This window comes from Rhizobium vallis, from assembly GCF_003985155.1.
Classification (GTDB): Bacteria; Pseudomonadota; Alphaproteobacteria; order Rhizobiales; family Rhizobiaceae; genus Rhizobium; species Rhizobium vallis.
The window spans coordinates 185,541-208,202 of record NZ_ML133689.1 but is presented as its reverse complement, the minus strand read 5'-3'; the positions used below and the strand labels follow the sequence as shown (position 1 = coordinate 208,202).

Here is a 22,662-nt window from a genome sequence, read left to right as displayed (position 1 = left end):
TCACATCGGCGGAGTGATTCCCCCGAGGCCGACGGCGACTTGGCTGGCCGATATGCTGCCGTCCGCCGCCTTCTCGCCGGTGACGATGACGCCGGCGCCGGCCTTCAGATCGTCCTTGGTCGCGGGCGCCAAGGTGACGATCGGCGTAGCGTCGGCAATCGTGATGGTCTTTTCCTTGCCCTGGTAGGTCAGCGTGATCGTGTGACCCTCGACGGATTTGACCGCGTTGCTGACGGTCGCATTGGTCATCTGGCTGTTCGGCTGTGCGTCCCAGGGGCGGTTGCCTTCGCCCGTCCCTTTCATCGACGCCGGGAAGATCAGCACCTCGATCGCCCCATCCGGGCCGGTGCCCTTCGGAAGCGAAGCGACACCAACGAAATCACCGGGCTTGATATCCTCCACAGAGGCTTGTTTGATGCCGCCGACCTTCCAGCCGACTTTCAGCGTGATCGTCGCATCGCCGCCTTCGCGCGTCTTGACGACGAGCGTGTCGCCACTCAGGCTTTCGATCGCGCCGCGAATGCGAATGCGCTCGCCATCCTGCGGGTGGGCGGCCTGCGATAGGCTGAGCGCGACCAGGCTGCCGGCGGCAAGTGCTGTGAAAAAACGAGAGTGAGGCTTGCGAGACATCTGACTTTTCCTTGTCGCCATTGCGATCGGCAATATCCCCGGCTGCCGGACGGCACCTTATGCCCCGCGGCGACAGGCTGACGAATCAAGGAAAAGTGAGCCGCCAGGAAAAGCTCAGCCTTCCAGCTCTTCCCTCAGCATTTCGAGCTCCAGCCACTCCTCTTCCATCTTCGTCAGACCGGCGCGAAATTTCTCCATTTCGGCGGCAAGCCGGTTGAAGGCCGCGGGATCGCGCGTAAAGAGATTGGGATCGGCCATAACCTGTTCGCGTTTGGCGATCTCGGCTTCGGCCTTCGCCATCTCCTTCGGCAGGTTCTCCAGCGCGAATTTCTGCTTGAAGGACAGCTTGCTCTTCGAACTTCCAGCGGAAGGCGCTGCTTCCCCGGTCTTCGGCTTCTCCGCCGCCTTCTCGGCCTTTCTGCGCTCTTCGAGCGCGCCCTTGCGCTGCGCCAGCATGTCCGAATAGCCGCCGGCATATTCGATCCAGCGGCCGTCGGGCGCATCCGGCATGGCGGGCGCGATCGTCGAGGTCACGGTGCGGTCGAGGAAATCACGATCGTGGCTGACGAGGACGACGGTGCCGGGAAAACCGGCGACGATTTCCTGCAGCAAGTCGAGCGTCTCGATATCGAGATCGTTTGTGGGTTCATCGAGGATCAGAAGGTTCGCGGGGCGTGAGAGAATGCGCGCCAGCATCAGCCGGGCTCGCTCGCCGCCCGAGAGGCTCCTGATCGGCGTGCGTGCCTGTTCCGGCTGGAACAGGAACTCCTTCATGTAGCCGGTGACATGGCGCTGCTCGCCGTTGACGAGCAGGTTTTCGCCGCGCCCGTCCGTCAGATAGTTGGCAAGCGTATCCTCGGGATCGAGATCCTCGCGCTTCTGGTCGAGGGTGGCGATCTCCAGATTGGTGCCGAGCTTCACAGTACCGCTGTCGGGAGAAAGTTGCCCCGTCAGCATCTTCAGCAGCGTCGTCTTGCCGGCGCCGTTCGGCCCGACCAGACCAATGCAGTCGCCGCGATGTACACGGATCGAGAACGGCGTGACGATCGCACGATCACCGAAGCTCTTGGTGATCTTCTCGGCCTCGATCACCAGCTTGCCGGATTCCTGGGCGTCCGAAGCCGTCGCCTGCACCGTGCCTTGCGGCCCCTTATGGCCACGATAGTTCGAACGCATCGTCTGCAGCTCGCCGAGGCGGCGCATGTTGCGCTTGCGCCGCGCGGTCACGCCGTAGCGCAGCCAGTGCTCCTCGCGCTCGATCGCCTTGCCGAGCTTATGCTGCTCCAGCTCCTCGGCCTCCAGCACCTGGTCGCGCCAGGCCTCGAAATGCGCAAAGCCACGGTCGAGCCGTCGCGAAGTACCGCGGTCGAGCCAGACGGTTGCCGTCGAGACCTTTTCGAGGAAACGCCGGTCGTGCGAGATGAGCACCAGGGCGCTTCGCGTCTTCTGCAGCTCGCCTTCCAGCCATTCGATCGTCGGCAGGTCGAGATGGTTTGTCGGCTCGTCGAGCAGCAGAATGTCGGGCTCCGGCGCCAGAACGCGGGCAAGGGCAGCCCGGCGCGATTCGCCGCCGGATAGATTTTTGGGATCCTCCTCGCCGGTCAGCCCGAGATGCGACAGCAGATAGGTGACGCGATAAGGATCGTCGCCCGGCCCGAGCCCGGCCTCGGCATAGGCCTGCACGGTGTCGAAGCCGGCAAAATCCGGCGCCTGCTCCAGATAACGCACCGTCGAGGAGGGATGGCGGAAGACCTCGCCGGACTGCGCCTCGACCAGGCCGGCAGCGATCTTCAGCAGCGTCGATTTTCCCGAGCCGTTGCGACCGACGAGACAGATCTTGTCACCCGGCTCGATCTGCAGCGCAGCGCCCGCCAATAGCGGCGCGCCGCCGAAGCTCAGGAAGATATCGTCGAGTTTAAGAATGGGAGGGGCCAAAAATCAGACTCCGGAAAGATCATAGGGCCGGGCGAGCACGATCGCCCGGCCGCTGATGAGCGAAAAGCGAACCTTGCCTTCCGCAACGTTGGAAATGGTGCGCGAAGAGCCGAAAGGCAGATGGAAATCCTTCAGCGGATAACGCGCATTCTCGATGGAAAGCCCCGTCAATTCGCTAAATCCGGGCACGGAAAACAAGCTACCCTTGGGAAGGTCCAGTTCGATCGTGCCGGCAAGCAGCGGCACAGCCTCTTCCTTGCCCGAGGTCAGCAGCACGTCGAAACCCTCTTCAGCCAGGTTGACGGCCGACAGAAGATGCTGAAGGGCGTGGTCGGAGCGTTCTCCGCCGAGCGCGCCGGCGAGGATCAGACGCCGCGCGCCCCGCGCGATCGCCTCCGACACCGCGATTTCGCCGTCTGTTGCCGCCTTTGCTGCGGGATAGGGCCGTTTCGGCACGTGCGGGAATGCGCTGTCAAGATCGGCCGGTGTCGAATCGAAATCGCCGACCCAGAGCTCCGGCGTGACGCCGAGTGCCAATGCATGCCGCATCCCACCATCGGCCGCGATGAAGCGGCTGCTGCCGATAGCATGGCGCAGGCGCTCCGTGAGGCTGAGTTCGCCGCCGAGCAGAATGGTGAAGGTGGATTGGCTCATGGGCATTGCCCTTAGCGCAAACGGGGGGCCGAGGGGAAGGGCCGGCGAACGAGAGGGCTTGCCTCAGCCCGGCGTATCCTTGTCGCGCGATAGGAAGGCGGCCTCGTAGCCGCCGATGAAACGCTCGAAAAGCGCTGCGAAGCGATCGACATCCTCCTCAGGCCAGTCGGAAACGATCTCGGAGATGATCGCAAGCTTCTGGGCGACGATCTCGGCCAGCAGATCCTGGCCGGCCGGCGTGATGACGACGACGATTCGCCGCGCATCGGCCTGCGAAGCCTCGCGGCGCAGCACATTGCGCCCGACCATCTCTGCCACCACCCGGCTTGCCCGTGACGGATCGATGCGCAGCATCTCCGCGATCATGCCGACCGTGACCTCGCCGGCGGGCTGCGCCCTGCGCACGGCGTCGAGCACGTCGAGGTGTGAAAGCTCGAGACCCGGCGCAGCACTCTGGATCGCCAGCCGTCCGATCAGCCGTCGACCGGTCATCAGCCGCATGCGCGTCATGCTCCGGCCAATGCGAGGCACGTTTTCGCCATCCGGATCGGCCGGGCTTTTGGACGAGGTTTTGATCATGGTTTCATTCATGACGAGACCATAACAGAGCGGGATCGGAAATTGAATATGCTGGTGTCATTCATGTGCCATTGACAATTATATGCCAATAGCACATAAAAACTTATCCAACCGGAATGACGCCCCCATGGACATGCAACTCGCGCCTGCGCCGCTCGTGACGGATCCTCGTCGCCGGCTTATCCTCTTCTTCTTCCTGATGACGGCCATGTTCATGGCGACGCTGGACAATCAGATCGTTTCCACGGCGCTGCCGACGATCGTCGGGGAATTCGGCCATCTCGAGCGCTTCGGCTGGATCGGTTCGGCCTATCTCCTGTCGCTCAGCGCCGTCATGCCGCTTTACGGCAAGCTTGGCGATCTCTTCGGCCGCAAATATGTGATGATGACGGCGATCACGATCTTCACTGTGGGATCCACGGTCTGCGGCCTTGCAGTTTCGATGAACACGTTGATTGCCGCCCGCGTCCTGCAGGGCCTCGGCGGCGGAGGCATCATGGTATCGATCTTCGCCGTCAACGCCGATCTGTTCGAACCGCGCGAGCGGGCGCGCTATCAAAGCTATTCCAGCCTCGTGCTGATGGCCTCAGGCGCGATCGGGCCCGTGCTCGGCGGCACGATGAGTGATCTCTTCGGCTGGCGGTCGATCTTCCTGGTCAACGTGCCGATCGGCTTCATCGTGCTCACCGGCCTTGCCTTCATGCTGCCCTATCGCAAACCGCATCGCCGCCCCAAGATCGATTATGCCGGCGCCCTCCTGCTCGCACTCACGACGACCAGCATCGTGCTTGCCACCGACAGCAGCGAACTGTTCGGCTCGTTGATCTCCCCTCAGAGTATCGGCATCGTTGCCTTCGGCGTCGTCTGCGCTATCGCCTGGGTATTCACAGAGCGCCGCGCACCGGAGCCGATCGTTCCCCTGCAGCTCTTCCGCAATTCGACCTTCAGCCTGCTGCTGGTGATATCGGTCATGGGTGGCGGCATCGCCATCGGCATGGTCAACTACCTCGCCCTCTTCCTGCAGACCACGACCGGCCTTTCGCCGTCCGCCGCCGGCCTTCTCTTCATTCTGCTGACCGGCGGCCTCGTCTGCGGGTCGCTTTCGGCAGGCCGCATCATCTCGAAGACGGGGCGTTACAAGCCCTTCGCCATCGCCAGCCTCAGCTGCAGCGCCGTTGCCTTCGCGCTGATGTCGCAGATCCATGCGGGAACCCCGATTGCCTTCATCGGCGCGATCATGATGCTGCATGGCATCGGCATCGGACTGGCCCAGCAGGTTCCCGTCATCGGCGTGCAGAACGCAGCACCCGCCCGCGACGTCGGCGCAGCCACCGGTTCGGTGACGCTGTCGCGCATGGGAGGCGCCTCGATCGCCATATCAATCTATGGTGCGATCATCGCCTCCGGGCTCGGCAAGGTCGGAGTCTCCATTCCCGGCGTCGCCGATATCGAGCAACTGACGCCGAAGATGATGGCGTCGCTCCCCGAAGCGAGCCGCCAGGCCGTCGCCGATATCTATGCCGCCGCCTTCTCGCCGCTTTTCATGACCTCATGCGCCATTGCACTGATCGGCCTGACGGCTGCCTTCATGCTGAAGCCCGTGCAGTTGCCCCGCGCCGGCGAGACGAAAATGGCGCAAAAGCCGGCGGCGGAAGCCGCGGAATAGTCCGGACTGAGAACGCTTCATCAGGAAGCGTTCGTTTTATCAGATATCCATCATCAGTTGCAATTTTCCCGCGGATCCCTCGCGGTCGGGCCGGTTGTTTCAATCGAGCCGTTCTTTTTCCCCGCCGCCGAAGAATCTGGGCTTTGTGACGGAACTTTCGCCATAATTTCATCCGAGCGAAGGGAAGCTTCAATCGCAGAGGCTTGCCAAAATGCAACTGCGCCACATTTAAACAGAGTCTCGCTATGCAACCGATGCGGAAATCAGCTACAGCAAGGACTTGTATCGGCCGATTGTGCAATGCGAGATCAGGGGTGCGCGCCTGTTGAATCCCCCTTGCGACGGTCGGTTCGAACCTGCAGCAAACCGGCAAAATAGCGACATGATGCGGAGAACCAGACTGGACAGCATGACGACGTGGAAATCGCCCGCGCTTTCCAGTGATGCCATCTCTACACCGCGCCGCTGGGCTTGTCGGCTGATGCTGCTTTCGGCTGCCGCAATCGCGCTGAATGGTTGCCAGACCCTGATCGATCAGTCCTATCAGCCGAGCGTGGCGCCCTCTTCCAATCCGCAGATCGTCGACGAGGTACAGAAGAACGACCCGCGCGCGGCAATGGGCGCCCGCGAGCATCCGCGCATCGTGGCAAGCTATGGCGGCGAATACAAGGACGCCAAGACTGAGCGACTCGTCGCCCGCATCGCCGGCGCGCTGACGGCGGTGTCGGAAAATCCGAGCCAGTCCTATCGCATTACTATCCTGAACTCGCCGGCGATCAACGCCTTTGCGCTGCCGGGCGGTTATCTCTACGTCACCCGCGGCCTGCTCGCCCTTGCCAACGACGCTTCGGAAGTCGCCGCCGTGCTGTCTCACGAAATGGGCCATGTGACGGCAAATCACGGCATCGAGCGGCAGAAGCGCGAAGAGGCTGAGGTCATCGCCAGCCGCGTCGTTGCCGAGGTCCTCTCCAGCGATATCGCCGGCAAACAGGCGCTTGCCCGCGGCAAACTCCGGCTTGCCGCCTTCTCCCGCCAGCAGGAGCTGCAGGCCGATGTCATCGGCGTGCGCATGCTCGGCGAAGCCGGCTACGACCCTTATTCGGCAGCCCGTTTCCTCGATTCCATGGCGGCCTACAGCCGCTTCATGTCGGTTGATCCGGAAGCCGACCAGAGCCTCGACTTCCTGTCGAGCCATCCGAACTCGGCCCAGCGCATCGAGCTTGCCCGCACCCACGCCCGCGCCTTCGGCCAGGAAGGCTCGGTCGGCGACAAGGGCCGCGACTATTATCTCGACGGGATAGACGGCCTGCTCTACGGCGACAGCCCGGAGGAAGGCTATGTGCGCGGCCAGACCTTCCTGCACGGCGGCCTTGGCATCCGTTTCGACGTGCCGCCGGACTTCAAGATCGACAACAAGGTCGAAGCCGTGATGGCGACCGGTCCGAACGACATCGCAGTGCGCTTCGATGGCGTCGCCGACAATCAGAACCAGAGCCTGACCAACTATATCTCCAGCGGCTGGGTGACCGGCCTCGACCCCTCGACCATCCAGCCGATCACCATCAACGGCATGGAGGCCGTCACCGCCCGCGCCAGCGCCGACCGGTGGGATTTCGACGTCACCGTGATCCGCAACAATTCGCAGATCTTCCGATTCCTGACCGCCGTGCCGAAGGGCAGCGACGCCCTCGAGCCGACGGCCAATGTCCTGCGCACGAGCTTCCGGCGCATGACGCCTGCGGAAGCGGCCTCGCTGAAGCCGCTGCGCATCCGCGTCGTCACTGTCCGGCCGGGCGAGAACATCTCGACGCTCGCCGCCCGCATGATGGGCACCGACCGCAAGCTCGATCTCTTCAAGCTCATCAACGCCCTGCCGACGGGTGCAGCCGTTTCAACAGGCGACCGCGTCAAGATCATCGCCGAATAAAAATGCCCGGCTTGCGCCGGGCCCAGTTTGTGCTGCTGGAGGGGAATGCGGTCAGGCCAATGTGGTTCAGGCGTAGGCCGCCATATGCGGATCGGCGCTGACGAGCGCGCTGCGAAGCTTCTCCATCGCCCGGCTTTCGATCTGACGCACGCGCTCCTTGGAAATGCCGAGATCAGCACCGAGTTCCTCGAGCGTGGCACCGTCTTCCGCCAGCCGCCGCGCGCTGATGATCTTCATCTCACGTTCGTTGAGATGCTTCAGCGCCGAGGCGAGCCAGACGCGGCGCCGTTCTCCGTCGATCATGTTGGAAACCTGCTCATCGGGCAGGGGATCGTCGCTGACGAGGAAATCCATCTTCTCCGCACTCTCGGCATCGCCCGAAACGGAGGGCGCCTGCAGCGAGGCATCGTTGCCGGAGAGTCGCGCATCCATGGTCTGGACGTCGGCGAGGCTGACGCCCAACGCGGCGGCGATTTCCTGGTGGATGGATTGCAGCGTCAACTGCGTGTCGCCCTTGGCGAGCTTGGCGCGCAGACGGCGCAGATTGAAGAACAGCGCCTTCTGTGCCGAGCTCGTGCCGCCGCGCACGATCGACCAGTTGCGCAAGATATAATCCTGGATCGAAGCCCTGATCCACCAGCTTGCATAGGTCGAGAAGCGCACGTCACGCTCCGGTTCGAAGCGAGCCGCGGCCTCCAGCAGGCCGACATAGCCCTCCTGCACGAGATCGCTCATCGGCAGGCCGAAATTGCGGAACTTGCCGGCCATGGAGATGACGAGGCGCATATGGGCCATGGCAATCTGGTTGCGCGCGCCGCGATCATCGTGATCCTTCCAGCGGGTGGCAAGATCGTGCTCTTCCTGACGGGCGAGATAGGGGGCGGCCATCGCGATTTTGATCATGCGCCGATCTGCAGACATGTTCTTCATTTCGATCTCCTGAAACAGGCCTCTCGCCCTAAATGAACAATAAAACACACACTCCGGAACATCGCTGTCCGGACCGAATGGGGTTCTGAATGCAAAAGGCCTCGCCCCTGGACTTTTCAGGGGGAGGCCCTAATTCTCATCATGTGCCGGTAAGACGGCTGAGCTGGACCTGTTTCTTCATGCTGCCGGATGGGCAAGACTGAAAAGGCATGATCCGCTCCTCATCGAACATTGAAGGAATAACGGTTCGCCCGACGAGGCCATGGCCCCGCGAGCAGCCCGCAATTACGTGTGTTAACGCGGCAGTCGGGAAAAAGTTCCAATAAAAAAACCCGGCGCAAAGGCCGGGTTTTTTGACAGGGAAAACAGGGTCGCCTTATGCGGCTTCGTCCTGCGAATCGTCTTCCTCGATTGCCTTGCCGCGCTTCGGACCCTTGTTGAGATTGGTCTCGACGAGGCGGACAGCTTCGGTTTCCGACATCTTGTTGACGGCGGCAATTTCGCGCGCCATGCGATCGAGCGCAGCTTCATAGAGCTGGCGCTCGGAATAAGACTGCTCGGGCTGGTTTTCGGCACGATAGAGATCGCGCACCACTTCAGCGATGGAAATCAGGTCGCCGGAATTGATCTTGGCATCATATTCCTGGGCGCGGCGGGACCACATGGTGCGCTTGACGCGCGCCTTGCCCTGCACAACCTTCAAAGCACGCTCGACGAAATCCGTTTCCGAAAGCTTGCGCATGCCGATGCTCATGGCCTTCGCGACCGGAACCTTCAGGCGCATCTTGTCTTTCTCGAAATCGATAACGAAAAGTTCGAGCTTCATGCCGGCAACTTCTTGCTCTTCGATAGCGGTGATGGTACCGACGCCGTGAGCGGGGTAGACGATCGATTCACCGGTCTTGAAGCCGTGGCGTGCTGTAGAAGGCTTTTTCTGCTGAGTCGTCATTCTATTCAAAAACTCCCTGTTACGCTTCCGGCGGCGGCCGGAGCCGGGTCAGTCAGGCCCGGGTGAGACGGGTACATCCGTCGGGTGACTTCACTCTGATCCCATCAGGCAAAAGCAAATATTTCCTGAGCGCGATCTTGGGACCCGACGCTCAAGGCGTTGATATGTCACGGAAACCGCGGAACGGATTGGTTTTGCTTTCGTGATGGTTTTGGGCATGCGTCATGCCACAAATGGAACAGTGCACAAAACCTACCATAAAAATATGAGGAAATCAATAATTTGCTTCGCATGAGTCATGCGGGCAACACAAGTCACCCATATGCGGCACGCAGGATTTAAAACGTTTCATCCTGTTTCCGCCCGAATCCGGAGACCGGATTCGGCGGCTGCCTCAATCGCCGGAGCCGGGCTTTTCCGAGAAATACTTCTCGAACTTTCCGGTCTCGCCGTCCTTCTCCTTGGCCTCCGGCAACGGATCTTTCTTCACCGTGATGTTCGGCCAGATGGCGGCATATTCGGTGTTGATCTTCAGCCATTTGTCGAGGCCCGGCTCGGTATCGGGCTTGATGGCCTCGGCAGGACATTCAGGCTCGCAGACGCCGCAATCAATGCATTCGTCGGGATGGATGACGAGGAAATTCTCGCCTTCATAGAAGCAGTCGACGGGGCAGACTTCCACGCAATCGGTGTATTTGCATTTGATGCAATTGTCGGTCACGACATAGGTCATGAAGAACTCCAGGATTCCATGCGGATGGGGCCGGGCAACCTGGAACGTCGCGCCTATCCCCGTGCCGGAGGGAAAGCGTGGGCAGGCTTGGGGCAAGCACGCTTCCGGCAGGTTGTCAGTGACGTATCGGCTTTGGGGGCGGATTTCAAGGATAAACGATCTGCAAAAGCGGCGAGCGCAGACAGAGTTTTCTAATCTTCGTCCGACATCAGCTTGTCGATTGCGCGTCTTTCCTTTTTGGTCGGACGGCCCGCGCCGGCCGCCCGTATCGCCTGCTCGTAGGGCGTGAGGCGTTTTGCCTCATCCGACGGCGGGGACAGGTCTTCGTAAAGCAGGCGCGCCTCTTCGTAAGGACCGCGGCGCTCGCCGGCGAGCCGCACGACCAGAACGACGTCGCGCCGCTCCAGCGTCAGTTCGACGCGGTCGCCCGGCTTGACCATCTGGCTCGGCTGGCTGCAGCGCTCGCCGTTGATGCGCACATGACCGGATTGGACATGGCTCTGCGCCAGCGAACGCGATTTTATCATGCGCGTGAAGAACAGCCATTTGTCGATGCGCTGGCGCGAACCGCTTGTTGGCTGTGTCTCCCCGCTCATGATTACTTCTTCATCTGCTCCTTGAGAGCCGCGAGCTTGGCGAAAGGCGAATCCGGATCGATCGGCTTCTCCTTGCGCGGCGGCTTGGCCTCGAAGCGCAGCGGCTGCGCGCCGCGATTGTTGTTGCGGTCATTGCGATCGTTACGCTCGCCGCGATCCTTGCGGTCGCCACGGTCCTGCCGGTCGCCACGCGGCTGATCCTTGCGGTCGCCCCTTGCCTGCTGCGGCCTGCCGCCGTCGCCGTCCTTGCGGTTGTTGCGATTGCTGTCACGGCCGTCACCGCCGCGATTGCCATCACCGCCGCCCGGCCGGCGATTGCGGTCGCCGCGCTCCTGGTTGTTCTGACCGCGCTCCTGGCCGTTACGGCGCTCGCCATGACCGCCGCGCGCCTGACGCTGGTTGTCGTTGCGGCCGCCGAGACGCCAGAGAAGAACCGGCTTCGGCTCCGCCGGCTCGCCGGTTTCCCCGGTAGCCGATACCGCTTCGTCAGGAGCGGCTACCGCTTCTCCGGGAGCAGATGCTTCTGTCGAAACGGATGCCTCCGCCGCTTCGGCCGGGGCCGCTTCAGGCGCCTCGGTAACAGGCGCGTCGGCAACAGTCTCTTCGGCTGCTGCGTCGGCATCGTCGTGATCGGCCTTTTCGGCCGTCTCTTCCGCAGCTGCTTCCGTGGAGGCGACAGGCGCCGAGGCCACATCCTGCGTTGCAAGATAGGCCGATGCTTCTTCCGCCTTCACGGCATCGGCGCGATAGCCGAGGCCCTTGAGAATTTCTTCCATATCCTCGAGCGTCGCGCCGAGGATCGACAGCATCGCCGTCGTCGTCGTGAAGCGGCGGCCGTCATAGGCGCCCTCAGGGCGGTTGTTCTGGCCGGGCTTCCACTGCAGCAGCGGACGGATGATATCGGCAAGCCGCTCCAGAATGTCGATTCGCACGGCACGCTTGCCGAGGAAGCGGAAGCCGGCGAGCTTGTAGAACATCCGCTCGAAGCTCGGATCGGTGACGACGGAGGTGCGGCCGGCGGCAAGCACGGGAATGAGATCGCCGTAGCCGGGCTTGTCGAGACCATCGTTCTTCAGTGCCCAGAGCAGTGTGATGAGCTCGGCCGGCGCCGGCTTCAGAAGTGCGGGAACGAAGATATGGTAAGCACCGAAACGCACGCCGTAGCGGCGCATGGAGGCGCGAGCCTCCTGATCCAGCGACTTCACTTCCTCGGTCACGTCACGGCGGAAGAGCACGCCGAGGCTCTCGACGAGCTGGAAAGCCAGTCCCTTGGCAAGACCCTGCAGGTCCTCGGCGCGCGACAGGTCGTCGAGCGGCTTCAGCACCGTGCTGATATGGTGATTGACGAAGCGCTCGATACGGGCGGCGACGTGATCGCGGGCATTGCCCGTCAGCTGTTCGTCAGCGAGCAGAAGCACGCGCGGACGCATGATGTGATCGCTGCCCGAAAGCCTCGCCACCGGATCGCCGAGCCAGCGAATCAGACCATCGGAACCGATCGCCAGGTCGCTGTTGCCCGCGGCATGCATTCTCGCCGCTCGGGCTTCGAATTCGAGCGCGAGCGCCTTCTGCGACGCAGCCTGAACCGCCTTGGCATCCGGTCCATCCGTTCCCGCCACCGGCGTGAAACGGAATCCGCTCAACTGCCCTACATGATGTCCTTCAACGAAGACATCGCCATTCACACTGATTTCAGCTTCCAGCATCGCATTCTCTCTCAGGCGCTTCATGAGCACAGATGTCCTGCGATCAACAAAGCGTTTCGTCAACCTCTCATGTAACGCATCGGACAATCGATCTTCGATTTCCCGCGTCTTTTCCTGCCAATGTGTCGGATCGGCCAGCCAGCCGGGACGATTCGAAACGTAGGTCCAGGTCCTTATCTGCGCGATTCGCGCCGAAAGCGTGTCAATTTCCCCATCTGTCCGATCGGAGCGATGAACCTGCTCCGCGAGGAACTGCTCGTTCACCGTGCCATAGCGCACGAGATCCGAAAAGAGGGCCGAAATAAGATCGGCATGTTGTGCCGGGGTAATACGCCGGTAGTCGGGAAGCGCACAAGCCTCCCAGAGTTTTTCGACGCGCTCGGGCCTGTCTGCAAGATCAACAATCTCAGGATAGCGGGAAAGCTGCTCCAGCGCCTGCTGGTCGACGGCCGGCAGCGCCCGCGTCAGCCCCGGTACGCGCGGCCCAACCTCGAGGCTGGCGCGCAGCGACTGGATCGACGAGAAATCCATCTCGGTCGTACGCCACTGGAGAACCTTGACGTTGTCGAATTCATGCCCCTCGATGCGCTGCACCAGCTCCTCGTCGAAGGGCGAGACCTGGCCGGTAACCCCAAAGGTCCCATCGCGCACGTGTCGGCCGGCGCGCCCGGCGATCTGGCCGAGTTCGGCCGGATTGAGATTGCGAAACTGGTAGCCGTCGAATTTCCGGTCCTGGGCGAAGGCGACGTGATCGACATCGAGGTTGAGACCCATGCCGATCGCATCGGTTGCCACCAGATATTCGACGTCACCCGCCTGATAGAGCGCGACCTGCGAGTTGCGAGTGCGCGGGCTCAGCGCCCCCAGCACGACCGCCGCGCCGCCACGCTGCCGGCGGATCAGTTCGGCGATGGCGTAGACCTCATCGGCAGAGAAGGCGACGATGGCCGAGCGCTGCGGCAGCCGGGTGATCTTCTTCTGCCCGGCATAGAAAAGATGCGACAGCCGTGGCCGCTCGACGATCGTGACGCCGGGCAGGAGTTGCTGCAGAATCGGCCGCATCGTCGCCGCACCGAGCAGCAGCGTTTCCTCACGACCGCGAAGATGCAGGATGCGATCGGTGAAGATATGACCACGCTCGAGATCGCCGGCGAGCTGCACCTCGTCGATCGCGACGAAGGCGGCCTTGGTCTCACGCGGCATCGCTTCGACGGTGCAGACGGAAAACCGTGCATTGGGCGGCGAAATTTTTTCCTCGCCGGTAACAAGCGCCACATTCTGCGCACCGACCTTCTCCACCACCCGCGTATAGACCTCACGCGCCAGAAGCCGGAGCGGCAGGCCGATCACGCCGGTGCCGTGGGCGACCATGCGCTCGATGGCATAATGGGTCTTGCCGGTATTGGTCGGTCCGAGCACCGCGGTCACACCGCGCCCGCTCAGAATCATCGGCTGCGAAGTCAGAGTCATGGATCCATGCAAACGAGGCCAGCGGCCCCAGGAAAATCTCGCTCCCCCAGATTGAAGCACAGAACACATGGACAGCCGCCGCCGCAAACGCAAGGGAAGATTTCAAAAATGCCACCGGCATTGCGACCTTTGCGAGTCCTGCCGAACGTCCGCCTTCACGATTCGGAACAGCGTGAGAACGAATCAGCGACGAATCGCTGACTCCAGCTGATTCAGCTTTTGTTCACGGCTAAGTATTGATTTTGAATCACTTTTTCCCACTAGATGCTGAATCGCGAGACTCCAGCTCCTTCGCATTTTCGCCGTCTCGATTCTCGATTTCCAGCCGACCGCCGGCAATCGAAAATTGCGCCCGAATTAACCTTCCGACCAAAGCCGGAACGAATCAGAGACGAATCGCTGACCGAGCCGTTTTCGCCTTTCGTTCACGACCACATCTGGTGGCGGAATTGGTGCGAGGCGCAAGATGCGTATTGCCGGCGAATCTCCTCGTTTCGCATCCCCGCATCGGCGTTAATCTTTGGAGAGCCGGATTCACAGGGCGTTAAGTTGAAGTGGCGGTAGCGGGCGCGTCGATCAAAAACGGAACGAATCGCTGACGAATCGGCGACATTGCGACTTTCTCGCTTTGTTCACCGCAACATATTGTATTTAAAAGCCTTTTTAACCATACGGCCAATATTCCGGAATGGCGGGGGCCAAGTCGCGCCACATTTCGAGCCCTGAACCGGGAACAAAAATCGCCAATGCGTGTTTCTTGTCCATCGAAAATGCGGATGAAATGAAGGGAACACACCATGCTTGGCACGATACTTCTTATTATCCTAATTCTGCTCTTGATCGGAGCTTTGCCGAATTGGGGTTACAGCCGTGGTTGGGGCTATGGACCTTCTGGAGGTTTGGGGCTAGTTCTCGTCATTATCATTATTCTTGTACTTATGGGCCGCATCTAAAGGCCACCAAACCTGGGGAGTTACGACATGATGAAGAAGATTGTACTTATTGGCGCGCTCGTCGGCGCTCTGGCATCCTGCACGGCGACCGAGCAAGGCACGGCGATCGGCGCCGGCACCGGTGCGGTCATCGGCGGCGTTGTCACCAACAGCTGGGGTGGTGCCGCCGTCGGCGCCGTTGCCGGCGGTCTGACCGGCGCCCTCATCGGCCATTCGGTCGAGCGCCGCGGCTACTGCATCTATCGTGACCGCTACGGCCGCCGCTACGAGGCGCGCTGCTGATCAGTGAATGCATATCGGACTCCCAACGGGCGCTTCGGCGCCCGTTTTCTTTTTGCACCCGTCAACACGGCGTTGACGATCGGTCGCGAAAGTCAAACCTACCGGCGCCCACCAGGCAGGCGCATATTTCCTTCGTGAGCACAAAGGGCAGGCTGAGCCGCCGCCCGAGGCAGGCACGAGCCGCCCCGCGCACCTGAAAGGAACGTTTCCATGGCCCAGATTTTCCTGAATTCCGCCGTCGCCGTTCTCATCGCCTCGGCATTCCTGACGACCGCAATCTCAGCCCTTCGCAGCGAAGACCGCTCGCTGGGGAAAGTGCCGGTCAAGGTCCGCGCGCAACGGCGGCGGAATATCGACCGCGGCTCCTGAGTTTTCGGAAAACAACCATTCAAGTGCCGAAATCGCCCTCGCTGCTTGTCGCTTCCGCAAAGGCGCTCAGGCAGCAATTTCCCCGTAACGATGCGCAGGCGCGCACTCGGCGCGTTGTCCTCCGCCTTGTGCCGAGGATCGCGCACAAATGCTCGGGTCAAGCCCGAGCATCACGAAAGAGAGGCGTTGGCGGATCGTCAGTCCGAGCGCGTCCTGCCGGACGCGCCATCCCGTCGATCCACACATGATATTTTCGAAAATCGACCCCGATTTTCGAGCTGCGTGCTAGGCGAAGAACTGCCCGCCATTAGCGCTGAGTGTCGAGCCGGTGATGAAACCGGCATCGTCGGAGACGAGGAAGGTGACGCAGCGCGCGATCTCTTCAGGCTCGCCGAGACGACCGACCGGGATCTGCGGGATGATGCGTTCGTTCAGCACCTTCTCCGGCACGGCAAGCACCATCTCTGTTCCGATGTAACCAGGGCAGATGGCATTGACGGTGATGTTTTTCGCCGCACCTTCCTGGGCCAGCGCCTTGGTGAAGCCGAGATCGCCAGCCTTGGCCGCGGAATAATTCACCTGGCCCATCTGGCCCTTCTGGCCGTTGATGGACGAGATATTGACGATGCGGCCGAAGCTGCGCTCGCGCATGCCGGTCCAGACCTGATGCGTCATGTTGAACAGGCCGGTGAGGTTGGTATTGATCACCTCGTGCCATTGCTGCGGCGACATTTTGTGGAACATCGCGTCACGGGTGATGCCGGCATTGTTGACGAGAATTTCGACCGGCCCGATCTCGCTTTCGATCTTGGCTATTCCCTCGCCGCAGGCGGCGTAGTCGGAAACATCCCATTTGAACACGGCAATGCCGCTGGCCTCGCGGAAGGCGCTGGCCTTCTCGTCGTTGCCGGCATAGCTGGCCGCAACCCTGTATCCGGCATTTTTCAGCGCTATGGATATGGCTGCGCCGATGCCGCGTGTACCCCCGGTGACCAAAGCCACTCTGCTCATGTTCCGCTCCCCTTTTGTTTTTCGCCCCGCTGGCTGGCAGGAGTTTTAGTCAAACTTGGATCGTATGCTATTTAAAGTGCTTCGAAGCACATGGCGACACCCATGCCGCCGCCGATGCAAAGCGTCGCAAGGCCCTTCTTCACGCCGCGGCGCTTCATTTCGAACAGCAGCGTGTTGAGAATGCGTGCGCCGGACGCGCCGATGGGATGGCCGATTGCGATCGCCCCGCCGTTGACGTTGACGATCGATGGATCCCAGCCGAGATCCTTGGTGACGGCACAAGCCTGCGCCGCAAAGGCCTCATTGGCCTCGACGAGATCGAGATCGCCGACCGACCAGCCCGCCTTTTCGAGCGCCTTGCGCGAAGCCGGGATCGGGCCGGTGCCCATGATTGACGGATCGACGCCGGCCGTTGCCCAGGACACGATGCGGGCGAGCGGCTGGATGCCGCGCCGAACGGCCTCTGCCTCGCTCATCAGCACCGCGGCGGCGGCGCCGTCATTGAGGCCGGAAGCATTCGCGGCCGTGACCGTGCCTTCCTTGTCGAAGGCCGGGCGCAACTTGCCCATCGCCTCCAGCGTGGCGCCATGGCGGATATATTCGTCGGCATCGACGGTCACGTCGCCCTTACGCGTCTGGATGACGTAGGGGATGATTTCGTCGGCAAAGCGGCCGGCCTTCTGCGCGGCTTCAGCCTTGTTCTGCGAGGCGACGGCGAACTGATCCTGATCGTCGCGCGAAAGCTGCCACTGGCGCGCGATATTCTCGGCGGTAACGCCCATATGATAGCCGTGGAAGGCATCGGTCAGGCCGTCCTTGATCATCGTGTCGACCATCTTCATGTCGCCCATCTTCGTGCCGCTGCGTAAGTGCGCGGCATGCGGCGCCATCGACATGGATTCCTGGCCGCCGGCAACGATGATCTTGGCGTCGCCGGTGGCGATCTGCTGCATGCCGAGCGCGACTGCGCGCAGGCCCGAGCCGCAGAGCTGGTTGACACCCCAGGCCGTGGCTTCCTTCGGAACGCCGGCCTTGATCGCTGCCTGGCGGGCCGGGTTCTGACCCTCGCCGGCTGCAAGCACCTGGCCGAGGATCACCTCATCCACCTCGCCGGCATCGACGCCGGCGCGCTCGAGCACGCCCTTGATGACGGCCGCGCCGAGCTCGTGCGCGGGAACGGTTCCGAATGCGCCGTTGAACGAACCGACTGCTGTTCGCCCTGCGCTAGCGATGACGATGGATGAATTGCTCATGGGGACGCTCCTCGTTTTTCGTCTCACTTACATAAGGGGAAACTGGCAAAGCTTTGAACACAAGTCAAACGCGAAGACCGGTCGCCATCATTTTTCGCCGCAGCCGCCAAAGCCGATTCATCTGCTCTGTTAAAGGTTTGCCGCATCGCACAAAGAGATTGTCACCAGCCTTCTTTTGCGTTTACAGTCTGAAGTGGAGGAACATCCATAAATCAGACGGGGGTTCAGGAGACTGATATGGCGAAGAATGAGGGTCAGATAGTCATCAAGAAATACGCCAATCGCCGCTTATACAATACAGGCACCAGCACCTATGTGACGCTGGAAGACCTGGCGGAGATGGTGAAGAAGGGCGAAGATTTTATCGTCCAGGATGCAAAAAGCGGAGATGATATCACCCACTCGGTGCTGACCCAGATCATCTTCGAACAGGAATCGAAGACCGGCAACACGCTGCTTCCGATCTCCTTCCTGCGCCAGCTCATCACCTATTATGGCGACCAGATGCAGATGGTCGTGCCGAGCTTCCTCGAGCATTCGATGCGCGCCTTCACCGAACAGCAGTCGCAAATGCGCGAACAGGTGAACCGCGCTTTCGGCGAGACGCCGCTCGGCAAGAACCTGCAATTGCCGATGCAGATGGTGGAAGACCAGGTTCGCCGCAACACCGAGCTGTTTCAGCAGGCGATGCAGATGTTCTCGCCCTTCATGACGCCGCCGGCCAAGGAAAGCCGCAAGGCCGAGGCCAAGGATATCGACGAGCTGAAGGAACAGCTGCGCGCCCTTCAGAACAAGCTCGACAACCTATAATCCGATCGAGACATCCCGCCCGGCGCTCCGGATCGACACGGCGAAACCGCCGATCACATCGATCAGGGCGATCGTCATCAAAATGAAGAAGACCTGTGTTGCCGCATCCTGGACGAGCAGAAACTCGACCAGGAAAGCGATGAACACCAGCATCGACAAGATGTGGTTGATCAGATTGCCGGGACCGGTCCTGGTCGCTTTCAGGATTTCGAAGAACAGCACGACAAGCGCTATGACGATGAAGAGATCGCCGAGCGCCATGCTCCAGATCGCACCCGAGAGCATCGACAGCACGATAATGTCATGATGCAGCGCAGCAATGCCGCCGTCGCCCATCAGGCCGAGCATCGCCAGGTTGTAAAGAATAAACGGGATAATCATCAGCGGCATGGCGGCTATCATCGGCAAATCTCCTGGCGCGATGAGAATACTGCCGTAAACCGTCGTCCTACTTCAAGCCATTGCAAACATTATATTTGCCGGCAGATCGATTGGGAGCGACGATACCTTGAGATTTCATCGACACAGAATGCCGAAAATGCAAAAGGCCGGCGTGAAGCCGGCCTTGAAACTTTCGATCGGACAAGCCGGATCGGAAAATTATGCGCTTTCCTTCGGCGTCAGAACCTGGCGGCCGCGATACATGCCGGTCTTCAGATCGATATGATGCGGGCGACGCAGTTCGCCGGAGTTCTTGTCTTCGACATAGGTCGGAGCCTTCAGCGCATCAGCCGAACGGCGCATGCCGCGCTTGGACGGGCTCGTTTTTCTCTTCGGTACAGCCATTTCTCTTACTCCACTTGCGGGCAAAACATTCCCACGGCCAGACTGGCGGCCGAAACGGACATGTCGCGATTTCGGAAATTTTGCGCGCTTATACATGCAAGGCGGGGGCTTGACCAGTCCCCATGCGTATTTTTTGCGAGACCGATGATCCGAGCCTTACACCTCGTCCTCCTCGACGATCCATGGCTCGGCGCGGGCCGCCTCTTCCCATTTCCGCCAGGCCGGATGCGCCTTCATCGTCTCCATGTAAGCAAGCGTATCGTTGCGGCTGACGAGATCATAGATGTCAAAGCGATTGACAACAGGCGCAAACATCGCGTCCGCTCCCCCGAAGCCACCAAAAAGAAACGGTCCGCCGGATTTCTGCAGCAGGTCGCGCCAGATCGTCTCGATGCGGTTGATATCGGCTTCCATACCATCCGGCAAGGCGATCTTAGCCTTCGCCCGGCGGATGTTCATCGGGCAGGCGCTGCGCAGCGTCTGGAAGCTCGAGAGCATTTCCATCGAAACCGAACGGGCGAGCGCCCGATCGGCTCGATCCCCAGGCAGAAGGCCCGCCTGCGGATAGAGCTCGGCCGCATATTCGATGATCGCCAGCGATTCCGAGATTTTCAATGCGCCGTGCCTGAGAAACGGCACGCGGCCGGTCGGCGATAGGGCCTTGATGTCAGGATTGCCGCCCGGAAAGTCGAAGGGGATCAAGACTTCCTCGAAATCGACGCCGGCGCCGGTCAGCGCCATCCACGGCCGGAACGACCAGGAGGAGTAGTTCTTATTGCCGATGTAGAGCGTCGGTTTGTCCATGGGCCTCTTCCGTTCAGGTCTCGAAATCGAAGATCAGCAGTTCGTGAAAATGGTTCATATCCTCGAACACGCAGAATGCCGGCGGCACAAGCTCGAAAACTGGAGCCTGGCGGCGAATATCCGCCGTCACCTCGTCGAGCATAGCCTGCCAGCGCGGCAAGGCTTCGTCCTCCAGCCGCTCGATCGGGTAAGCGAAGGTGACATGAAACTTGTAGTCCGCATGATCCGGCTGGCGATAACCGAGAAGATCGGCAAACGCGTCGCGCCAGGCGCGCATGACCTTGCGGTCTTTCTCCGTCGCCCCGTCGACGAGCAGGCCCGACGGGCGGGCTTCGACCACGGCGACCTTGAAGGGCTCGGCCATCTGGAAACCTTCGAGCCGCGCCGCCAGGATTTCGGTCATGTCGTCGATCGGCGCATCCAGAGGAATATCCCCCGGCCAGTAATGCTGCCAGCGCCGGGACGCGATGATGCCTTCGAAAAGCGTCATGTGAAGGCTCGAGATCGGCGTGAAGAGGAATTGCGAGGCCTCGGGCATCGCCAGGTATTTCTCCCGCGCCTCGATCAGCGCCGCCTGCGTGCGCGAACCCTTCACCGGATGACAGACGATGGTGTTGCCGGCCTCCGGCAGAAAGCCGCCGACCTTGCGATAGCGGCTGCCGAGATGGGTGGGCGGGTTCGGATTGTGGGTCTTTGAGTAGCGGAGAAGTTCGGGCGAAAGCATCGTGATGGTCATGGCGACTCAGGGGTTCTGGTGGGACTGCGCTCGCCCATATGGCAGAACTAAGAATGTCAGATGACGCTCGGCCCTTCCAGCGACAAGTTCTGATCTCACTTATAGATGCATTTGATGTAATCGCCCGAACCCTGCGCCCGGCGCTCGATGACGGAGGCGAGTGTCCTGAGCCTGCGGCCGGGCTTGCCGGCATTGCGATCGAAGGGGTTCGGCAGCGACACGGCAAGCAGTGACGCCTGCCGCCGCGTCAGCTTCGAGGCCGGCACCTTGAAATGATACTGGGCCGCCGCCTCGACGCCGTAGATGCCGGGCCCCCATTCGGCGATATTGAGATAGATTTCCATCAGCCGCCGTTTCGACAGCACGAAGTCCGTACTGACCGCGAGCGGCAGCTCCAGCGCCTTGCGCACGAAGGAGCGGCTGTTCCAGAGGAAGAGGTTCTTCGCCGTCTGCATGGGGATGGTGCTGCCGCCGCGCGTCGCCTGGCCCCTCAGCGTGTCCTCGACCAGCATGCGCATCTCGGCCCAATCGACGCCGCCGTGGAAACAATATTGCCCGTCCTCGGACATCATCACCGACTGCACCAGAACCGGGGCTATCTCGTCCAGCGACACCCATCTGCGGTCATAGCCGCGCAGCAGCACCAGATCGCGCAGCATCAGCGTCGAGACAGGGTGAATGAAGGGCAGCACATAGAAAAAGATTAGCGCGTAAGGAAGGATCAGTAGCCCCAGCACGGCAAGAACGATGCGTTTCAATACACGGCGGTCTCCGAACCATTGCCGATGGGCCGTCGTCTCGACGATCTCGTCACTCTCCGGCGCTATATCCAATGTCCCCAGCCCGATTTCGCTCCTGTCGTTCTCATAACGCCTGCGCGGCGCTTATGCCAGAGCACATGGGAAATCTTGCGGCAGTCATCGACAATTCCGTTGCAAGGCCCCGTGCCCCATGCCAAACAGCGCCCATGGACGCGAACCGGGATACTTTCGAAACGAGGCTGAAGAACAACGCCCGCGAGATCGAGGCGCTGCTTGAAGCATTGCTTTCACCGGGCGCCCTTTCCGATGAAATCGCCCGGCCCGAGACCCTGCGCAGCGCCATGCACTATGCCGTGTTGAACGGCGGCAAGCGGCTGCGCCCGTTCCTGGTCGCCGAAAGTGCGGCCCTTCTCGGCGGCCCCGAGCAGGCGGCACTTCGCGTCGGCGCCGCTCTTGAATGCGTCCACTGCTATTCCCTCGTGCATGACGACCTGCCGGCCATGGACGATGACGACCTGCGCCGCGGCAAACCGACGGTCCACATCAGGTTCGACGAAGCCACCGCGATCCTCGCAGGCGACAGCCTGCTGACCTATGCCTTCGACATCATCGCCGCACCGGAGACGGCCCTTCCCGACACGGACAAGGCCTCGCTGGTGCTGGCCCTTGCCCGCGCCGCCGGCCTCGGCGGCATGGCCGGCGGCCAGGCGCTCGATCTCGCCGCCGAAAGACAGGCCCCCGACGAGGCTGGCATCATCCGCCTGCAGGCGATGAAAACCGGCGCGCTGATCCGCTTTGCCTGCGAGGCCGGCGCCATCATCGCGGGTAGCCCGCCCGAGGATCGCCGCCGTCTGCGCGCCTTCGGCGAAAAGATCGGCCTCGCCTTCCAGCTCGCCGACGACATTCTCGACCTGACCTCGGACGCCGAGACCATGGGCAAGGCGACCGGTAAGGATGCGGGCCGCGGCAAGGGAACTCTCGTTGCGCTCCACGGCATGGAATGGGCCGAAACCGAGCTTCGCCAGCATGTCCGTGACGCCGAAGCGTTGCTTGCCCCCTACGGCGCCCGCGCCTCGATCCTGACCGCGGCGGCGCATTTCATCGCCGACCGGAAGAGCTGAG

The 22,662-nt window shown here is 61.5% G+C and carries 23 protein-coding genes; 7 read left to right on the top strand and 16 right to left on the bottom strand.

The genetic code is table 11. The features are described 5' to 3' along the window. The 4 genes from EFQ99_RS14095 to EFQ99_RS14080 all read right to left on the bottom strand — a co-directional run bounded on the left by EFQ99_RS14095 (position 1) and on the right by EFQ99_RS14080 (position 3,810). Positions 1–630, bottom strand: coding sequence for a hypothetical protein (locus EFQ99_RS14095; RefSeq protein ID WP_126921636.1), 630 nt, complete (start codon positions 628–630; stop codon positions 1–3). A gap of 114 nt (positions 631–744) precedes the next feature. Further along, the gene (locus tag EFQ99_RS14090) at positions 745–2,565 is read right to left on the bottom strand and encodes an ABC-F family ATP-binding cassette domain-containing protein (RefSeq protein WP_126921635.1); all 1,821 of its coding nucleotides are present in this window, start codon (positions 2,563–2,565) and stop codon (positions 745–747) included. A 3-nt stretch (positions 2,566–2,568) separates the two neighbouring features. Continuing rightward, positions 2,569–3,225 (bottom strand): thiamine diphosphokinase, encoded by a 657-nt coding sequence (locus tag EFQ99_RS14085; protein ID WP_208722756.1) that lies wholly within the window; start codon positions 3,223–3,225, stop codon positions 2,569–2,571. A 57-nt stretch (positions 3,226–3,282) separates the two neighbouring features. Next, on the bottom strand, positions 3,283–3,810 hold the full coding sequence (locus tag EFQ99_RS14080) for a MarR family winged helix-turn-helix transcriptional regulator (protein ID WP_126921633.1): 528 nt from the start codon (positions 3,808–3,810) through the stop codon (positions 3,283–3,285). A 115-nt stretch (positions 3,811–3,925) separates the two neighbouring features. Between EFQ99_RS14080 and EFQ99_RS14075 the strand changes: the two genes are divergently transcribed. Together EFQ99_RS14075 and EFQ99_RS14070 are read left to right on the top strand one after the other, a co-directional pair. Next, on the top strand, positions 3,926–5,464 hold the full coding sequence (locus tag EFQ99_RS14075; protein WP_126921632.1) for an MDR family MFS transporter: 1,539 nt from the start codon (positions 3,926–3,928) through the stop codon (positions 5,462–5,464). Between the two features lie 382 nt (positions 5,465–5,846). Then, complete coding sequence (locus EFQ99_RS14070) at positions 5,847–7,391, top strand: M48 family metalloprotease (RefSeq protein WP_126921631.1); 1,545 nt, start codon at positions 5,847–5,849, stop codon at positions 7,389–7,391. Between the two features lie 66 nt (positions 7,392–7,457). Here EFQ99_RS14070 and EFQ99_RS14065 read toward each other — a convergent pair whose 3' ends face one another. From EFQ99_RS14065 to EFQ99_RS14045, 5 genes are all read right to left on the bottom strand, one after another. Beyond that, complete coding sequence (locus EFQ99_RS14065; RefSeq protein WP_018244054.1) at positions 7,458–8,321, bottom strand: RNA polymerase factor sigma-32; 864 nt, start codon at positions 8,319–8,321, stop codon at positions 7,458–7,460. 376 nt (positions 8,322–8,697) lie between these two features. Next, positions 8,698–9,270 carry a CarD family transcriptional regulator gene (locus EFQ99_RS14060; protein WP_003543775.1) on the bottom strand — a complete coding sequence of 191 codons (573 nt, stop codon included), beginning with the start codon at positions 9,268–9,270 and terminating at the stop codon, positions 8,698–8,700. 394 nt (positions 9,271–9,664) lie between these two features. Further along, the gene (gene fdxA, locus EFQ99_RS14055; protein ID WP_126921630.1) at positions 9,665–10,003 is read right to left on the bottom strand and encodes a ferredoxin FdxA; all 339 of its coding nucleotides are present in this window, start codon (positions 10,001–10,003) and stop codon (positions 9,665–9,667) included. A gap of 191 nt (positions 10,004–10,194) precedes the next feature. After that, complete coding sequence (locus tag EFQ99_RS14050) at positions 10,195–10,599, bottom strand: RNA-binding S4 domain-containing protein (protein WP_126921629.1); 405 nt, start codon at positions 10,597–10,599, stop codon at positions 10,195–10,197. A 2-nt stretch (positions 10,600–10,601) separates the two neighbouring features. Then, positions 10,602–13,775, bottom strand: coding sequence for a helicase-related protein (locus EFQ99_RS14045; protein WP_126921628.1), 3,174 nt, complete (start codon positions 13,773–13,775; stop codon positions 10,602–10,604). A 797-nt stretch (positions 13,776–14,572) separates the two neighbouring features. Here EFQ99_RS14045 and EFQ99_RS14040 point away from each other — a divergent pair. From EFQ99_RS14040 to EFQ99_RS35030, 3 genes are all read left to right on the top strand, one after another. Then, positions 14,573–14,728 carry a DUF3309 family protein gene (locus tag EFQ99_RS14040; RefSeq protein WP_017962528.1) on the top strand — a complete coding sequence of 52 codons (156 nt, stop codon included), beginning with the start codon at positions 14,573–14,575 and terminating at the stop codon, positions 14,726–14,728. A 27-nt stretch (positions 14,729–14,755) separates the two neighbouring features. Further along, a complete protein-coding gene (locus EFQ99_RS14035; protein WP_126921627.1) occupies positions 14,756–15,010 on the top strand; it encodes a YMGG-like glycine zipper-containing protein in 255 nt (84 codons plus the stop codon). 210 nt (positions 15,011–15,220) lie between these two features. Beyond that, entirely contained in the window at positions 15,221–15,379 is a 159-nt protein-coding gene (locus EFQ99_RS35030) for a hypothetical protein (protein ID WP_164736375.1), read from the top strand. 285 nt (positions 15,380–15,664) lie between these two features. Here the strand turns inward: EFQ99_RS35030 and phbB are convergent, their stop codons facing one another. Continuing rightward, positions 15,665–16,390 (bottom strand): beta-ketoacyl-ACP reductase, encoded by a 726-nt coding sequence (gene phbB, locus EFQ99_RS14030; RefSeq protein ID WP_126921626.1) that lies wholly within the window; start codon positions 16,388–16,390, stop codon positions 15,665–15,667. A 71-nt stretch (positions 16,391–16,461) separates the two neighbouring features. Continuing rightward, a complete protein-coding gene (locus EFQ99_RS14025) occupies positions 16,462–17,643 on the bottom strand; it encodes an acetyl-CoA C-acetyltransferase (protein WP_126921625.1) in 1,182 nt (393 codons plus the stop codon). Positions 17,644–17,880: 237 nt separating this feature from the next. Between EFQ99_RS14025 and phaR the strand changes: the two genes are divergently transcribed. Continuing rightward, entirely contained in the window at positions 17,881–18,453 is a 573-nt protein-coding gene (phaR, locus tag EFQ99_RS14020; RefSeq protein WP_008528469.1) for a polyhydroxyalkanoate synthesis repressor PhaR, read from the top strand. Here phaR and EFQ99_RS14015 read toward each other — a convergent pair. From EFQ99_RS14015 to mtgA, 5 genes are all read right to left on the bottom strand, one after another. Continuing rightward, on the bottom strand, positions 18,448–18,855 hold the full coding sequence (locus EFQ99_RS14015) for a hypothetical protein (RefSeq protein ID WP_125845956.1): 408 nt from the start codon (positions 18,853–18,855) through the stop codon (positions 18,448–18,450). The two genes, phaR and EFQ99_RS14015, sit on opposite strands and share 6 nt — an antisense overlap. 198 nt (positions 18,856–19,053) lie before the next feature. Further along, complete coding sequence (gene rpmF / locus EFQ99_RS14010) at positions 19,054–19,239, bottom strand: 50S ribosomal protein L32 (RefSeq protein ID WP_003543812.1); 186 nt, start codon at positions 19,237–19,239, stop codon at positions 19,054–19,056. A gap of 156 nt (positions 19,240–19,395) precedes the next feature. Then, positions 19,396–20,043 carry a glutathione S-transferase family protein gene (locus EFQ99_RS14005; RefSeq protein ID WP_126921624.1) on the bottom strand — a complete coding sequence of 216 codons (648 nt, stop codon included), beginning with the start codon at positions 20,041–20,043 and terminating at the stop codon, positions 19,396–19,398. A gap of 13 nt (positions 20,044–20,056) precedes the next feature. After that, positions 20,057–20,779: a DUF1868 domain-containing protein gene (locus tag EFQ99_RS14000; RefSeq protein WP_126921623.1), complete on the bottom strand. Its 723-nt coding sequence runs from the start codon at positions 20,777–20,779 to the stop codon at positions 20,057–20,059. Positions 20,780–20,874: 95 nt separating this feature from the next. Further along, the gene (mtgA, locus tag EFQ99_RS13995) at positions 20,875–21,612 is read right to left on the bottom strand and encodes a monofunctional biosynthetic peptidoglycan transglycosylase (protein WP_126921622.1); all 738 of its coding nucleotides are present in this window, start codon (positions 21,610–21,612) and stop codon (positions 20,875–20,877) included. 134 nt (positions 21,613–21,746) lie between these two features. Between mtgA and EFQ99_RS13990 the strand changes: the two genes are divergently transcribed. Then, on the top strand, positions 21,747–22,661 hold the full coding sequence (locus EFQ99_RS13990; RefSeq protein WP_126921621.1) for a polyprenyl synthetase family protein: 915 nt from the start codon (positions 21,747–21,749) through the stop codon (positions 22,659–22,661). Position 22,662 lies beyond the last annotated feature (1 nt).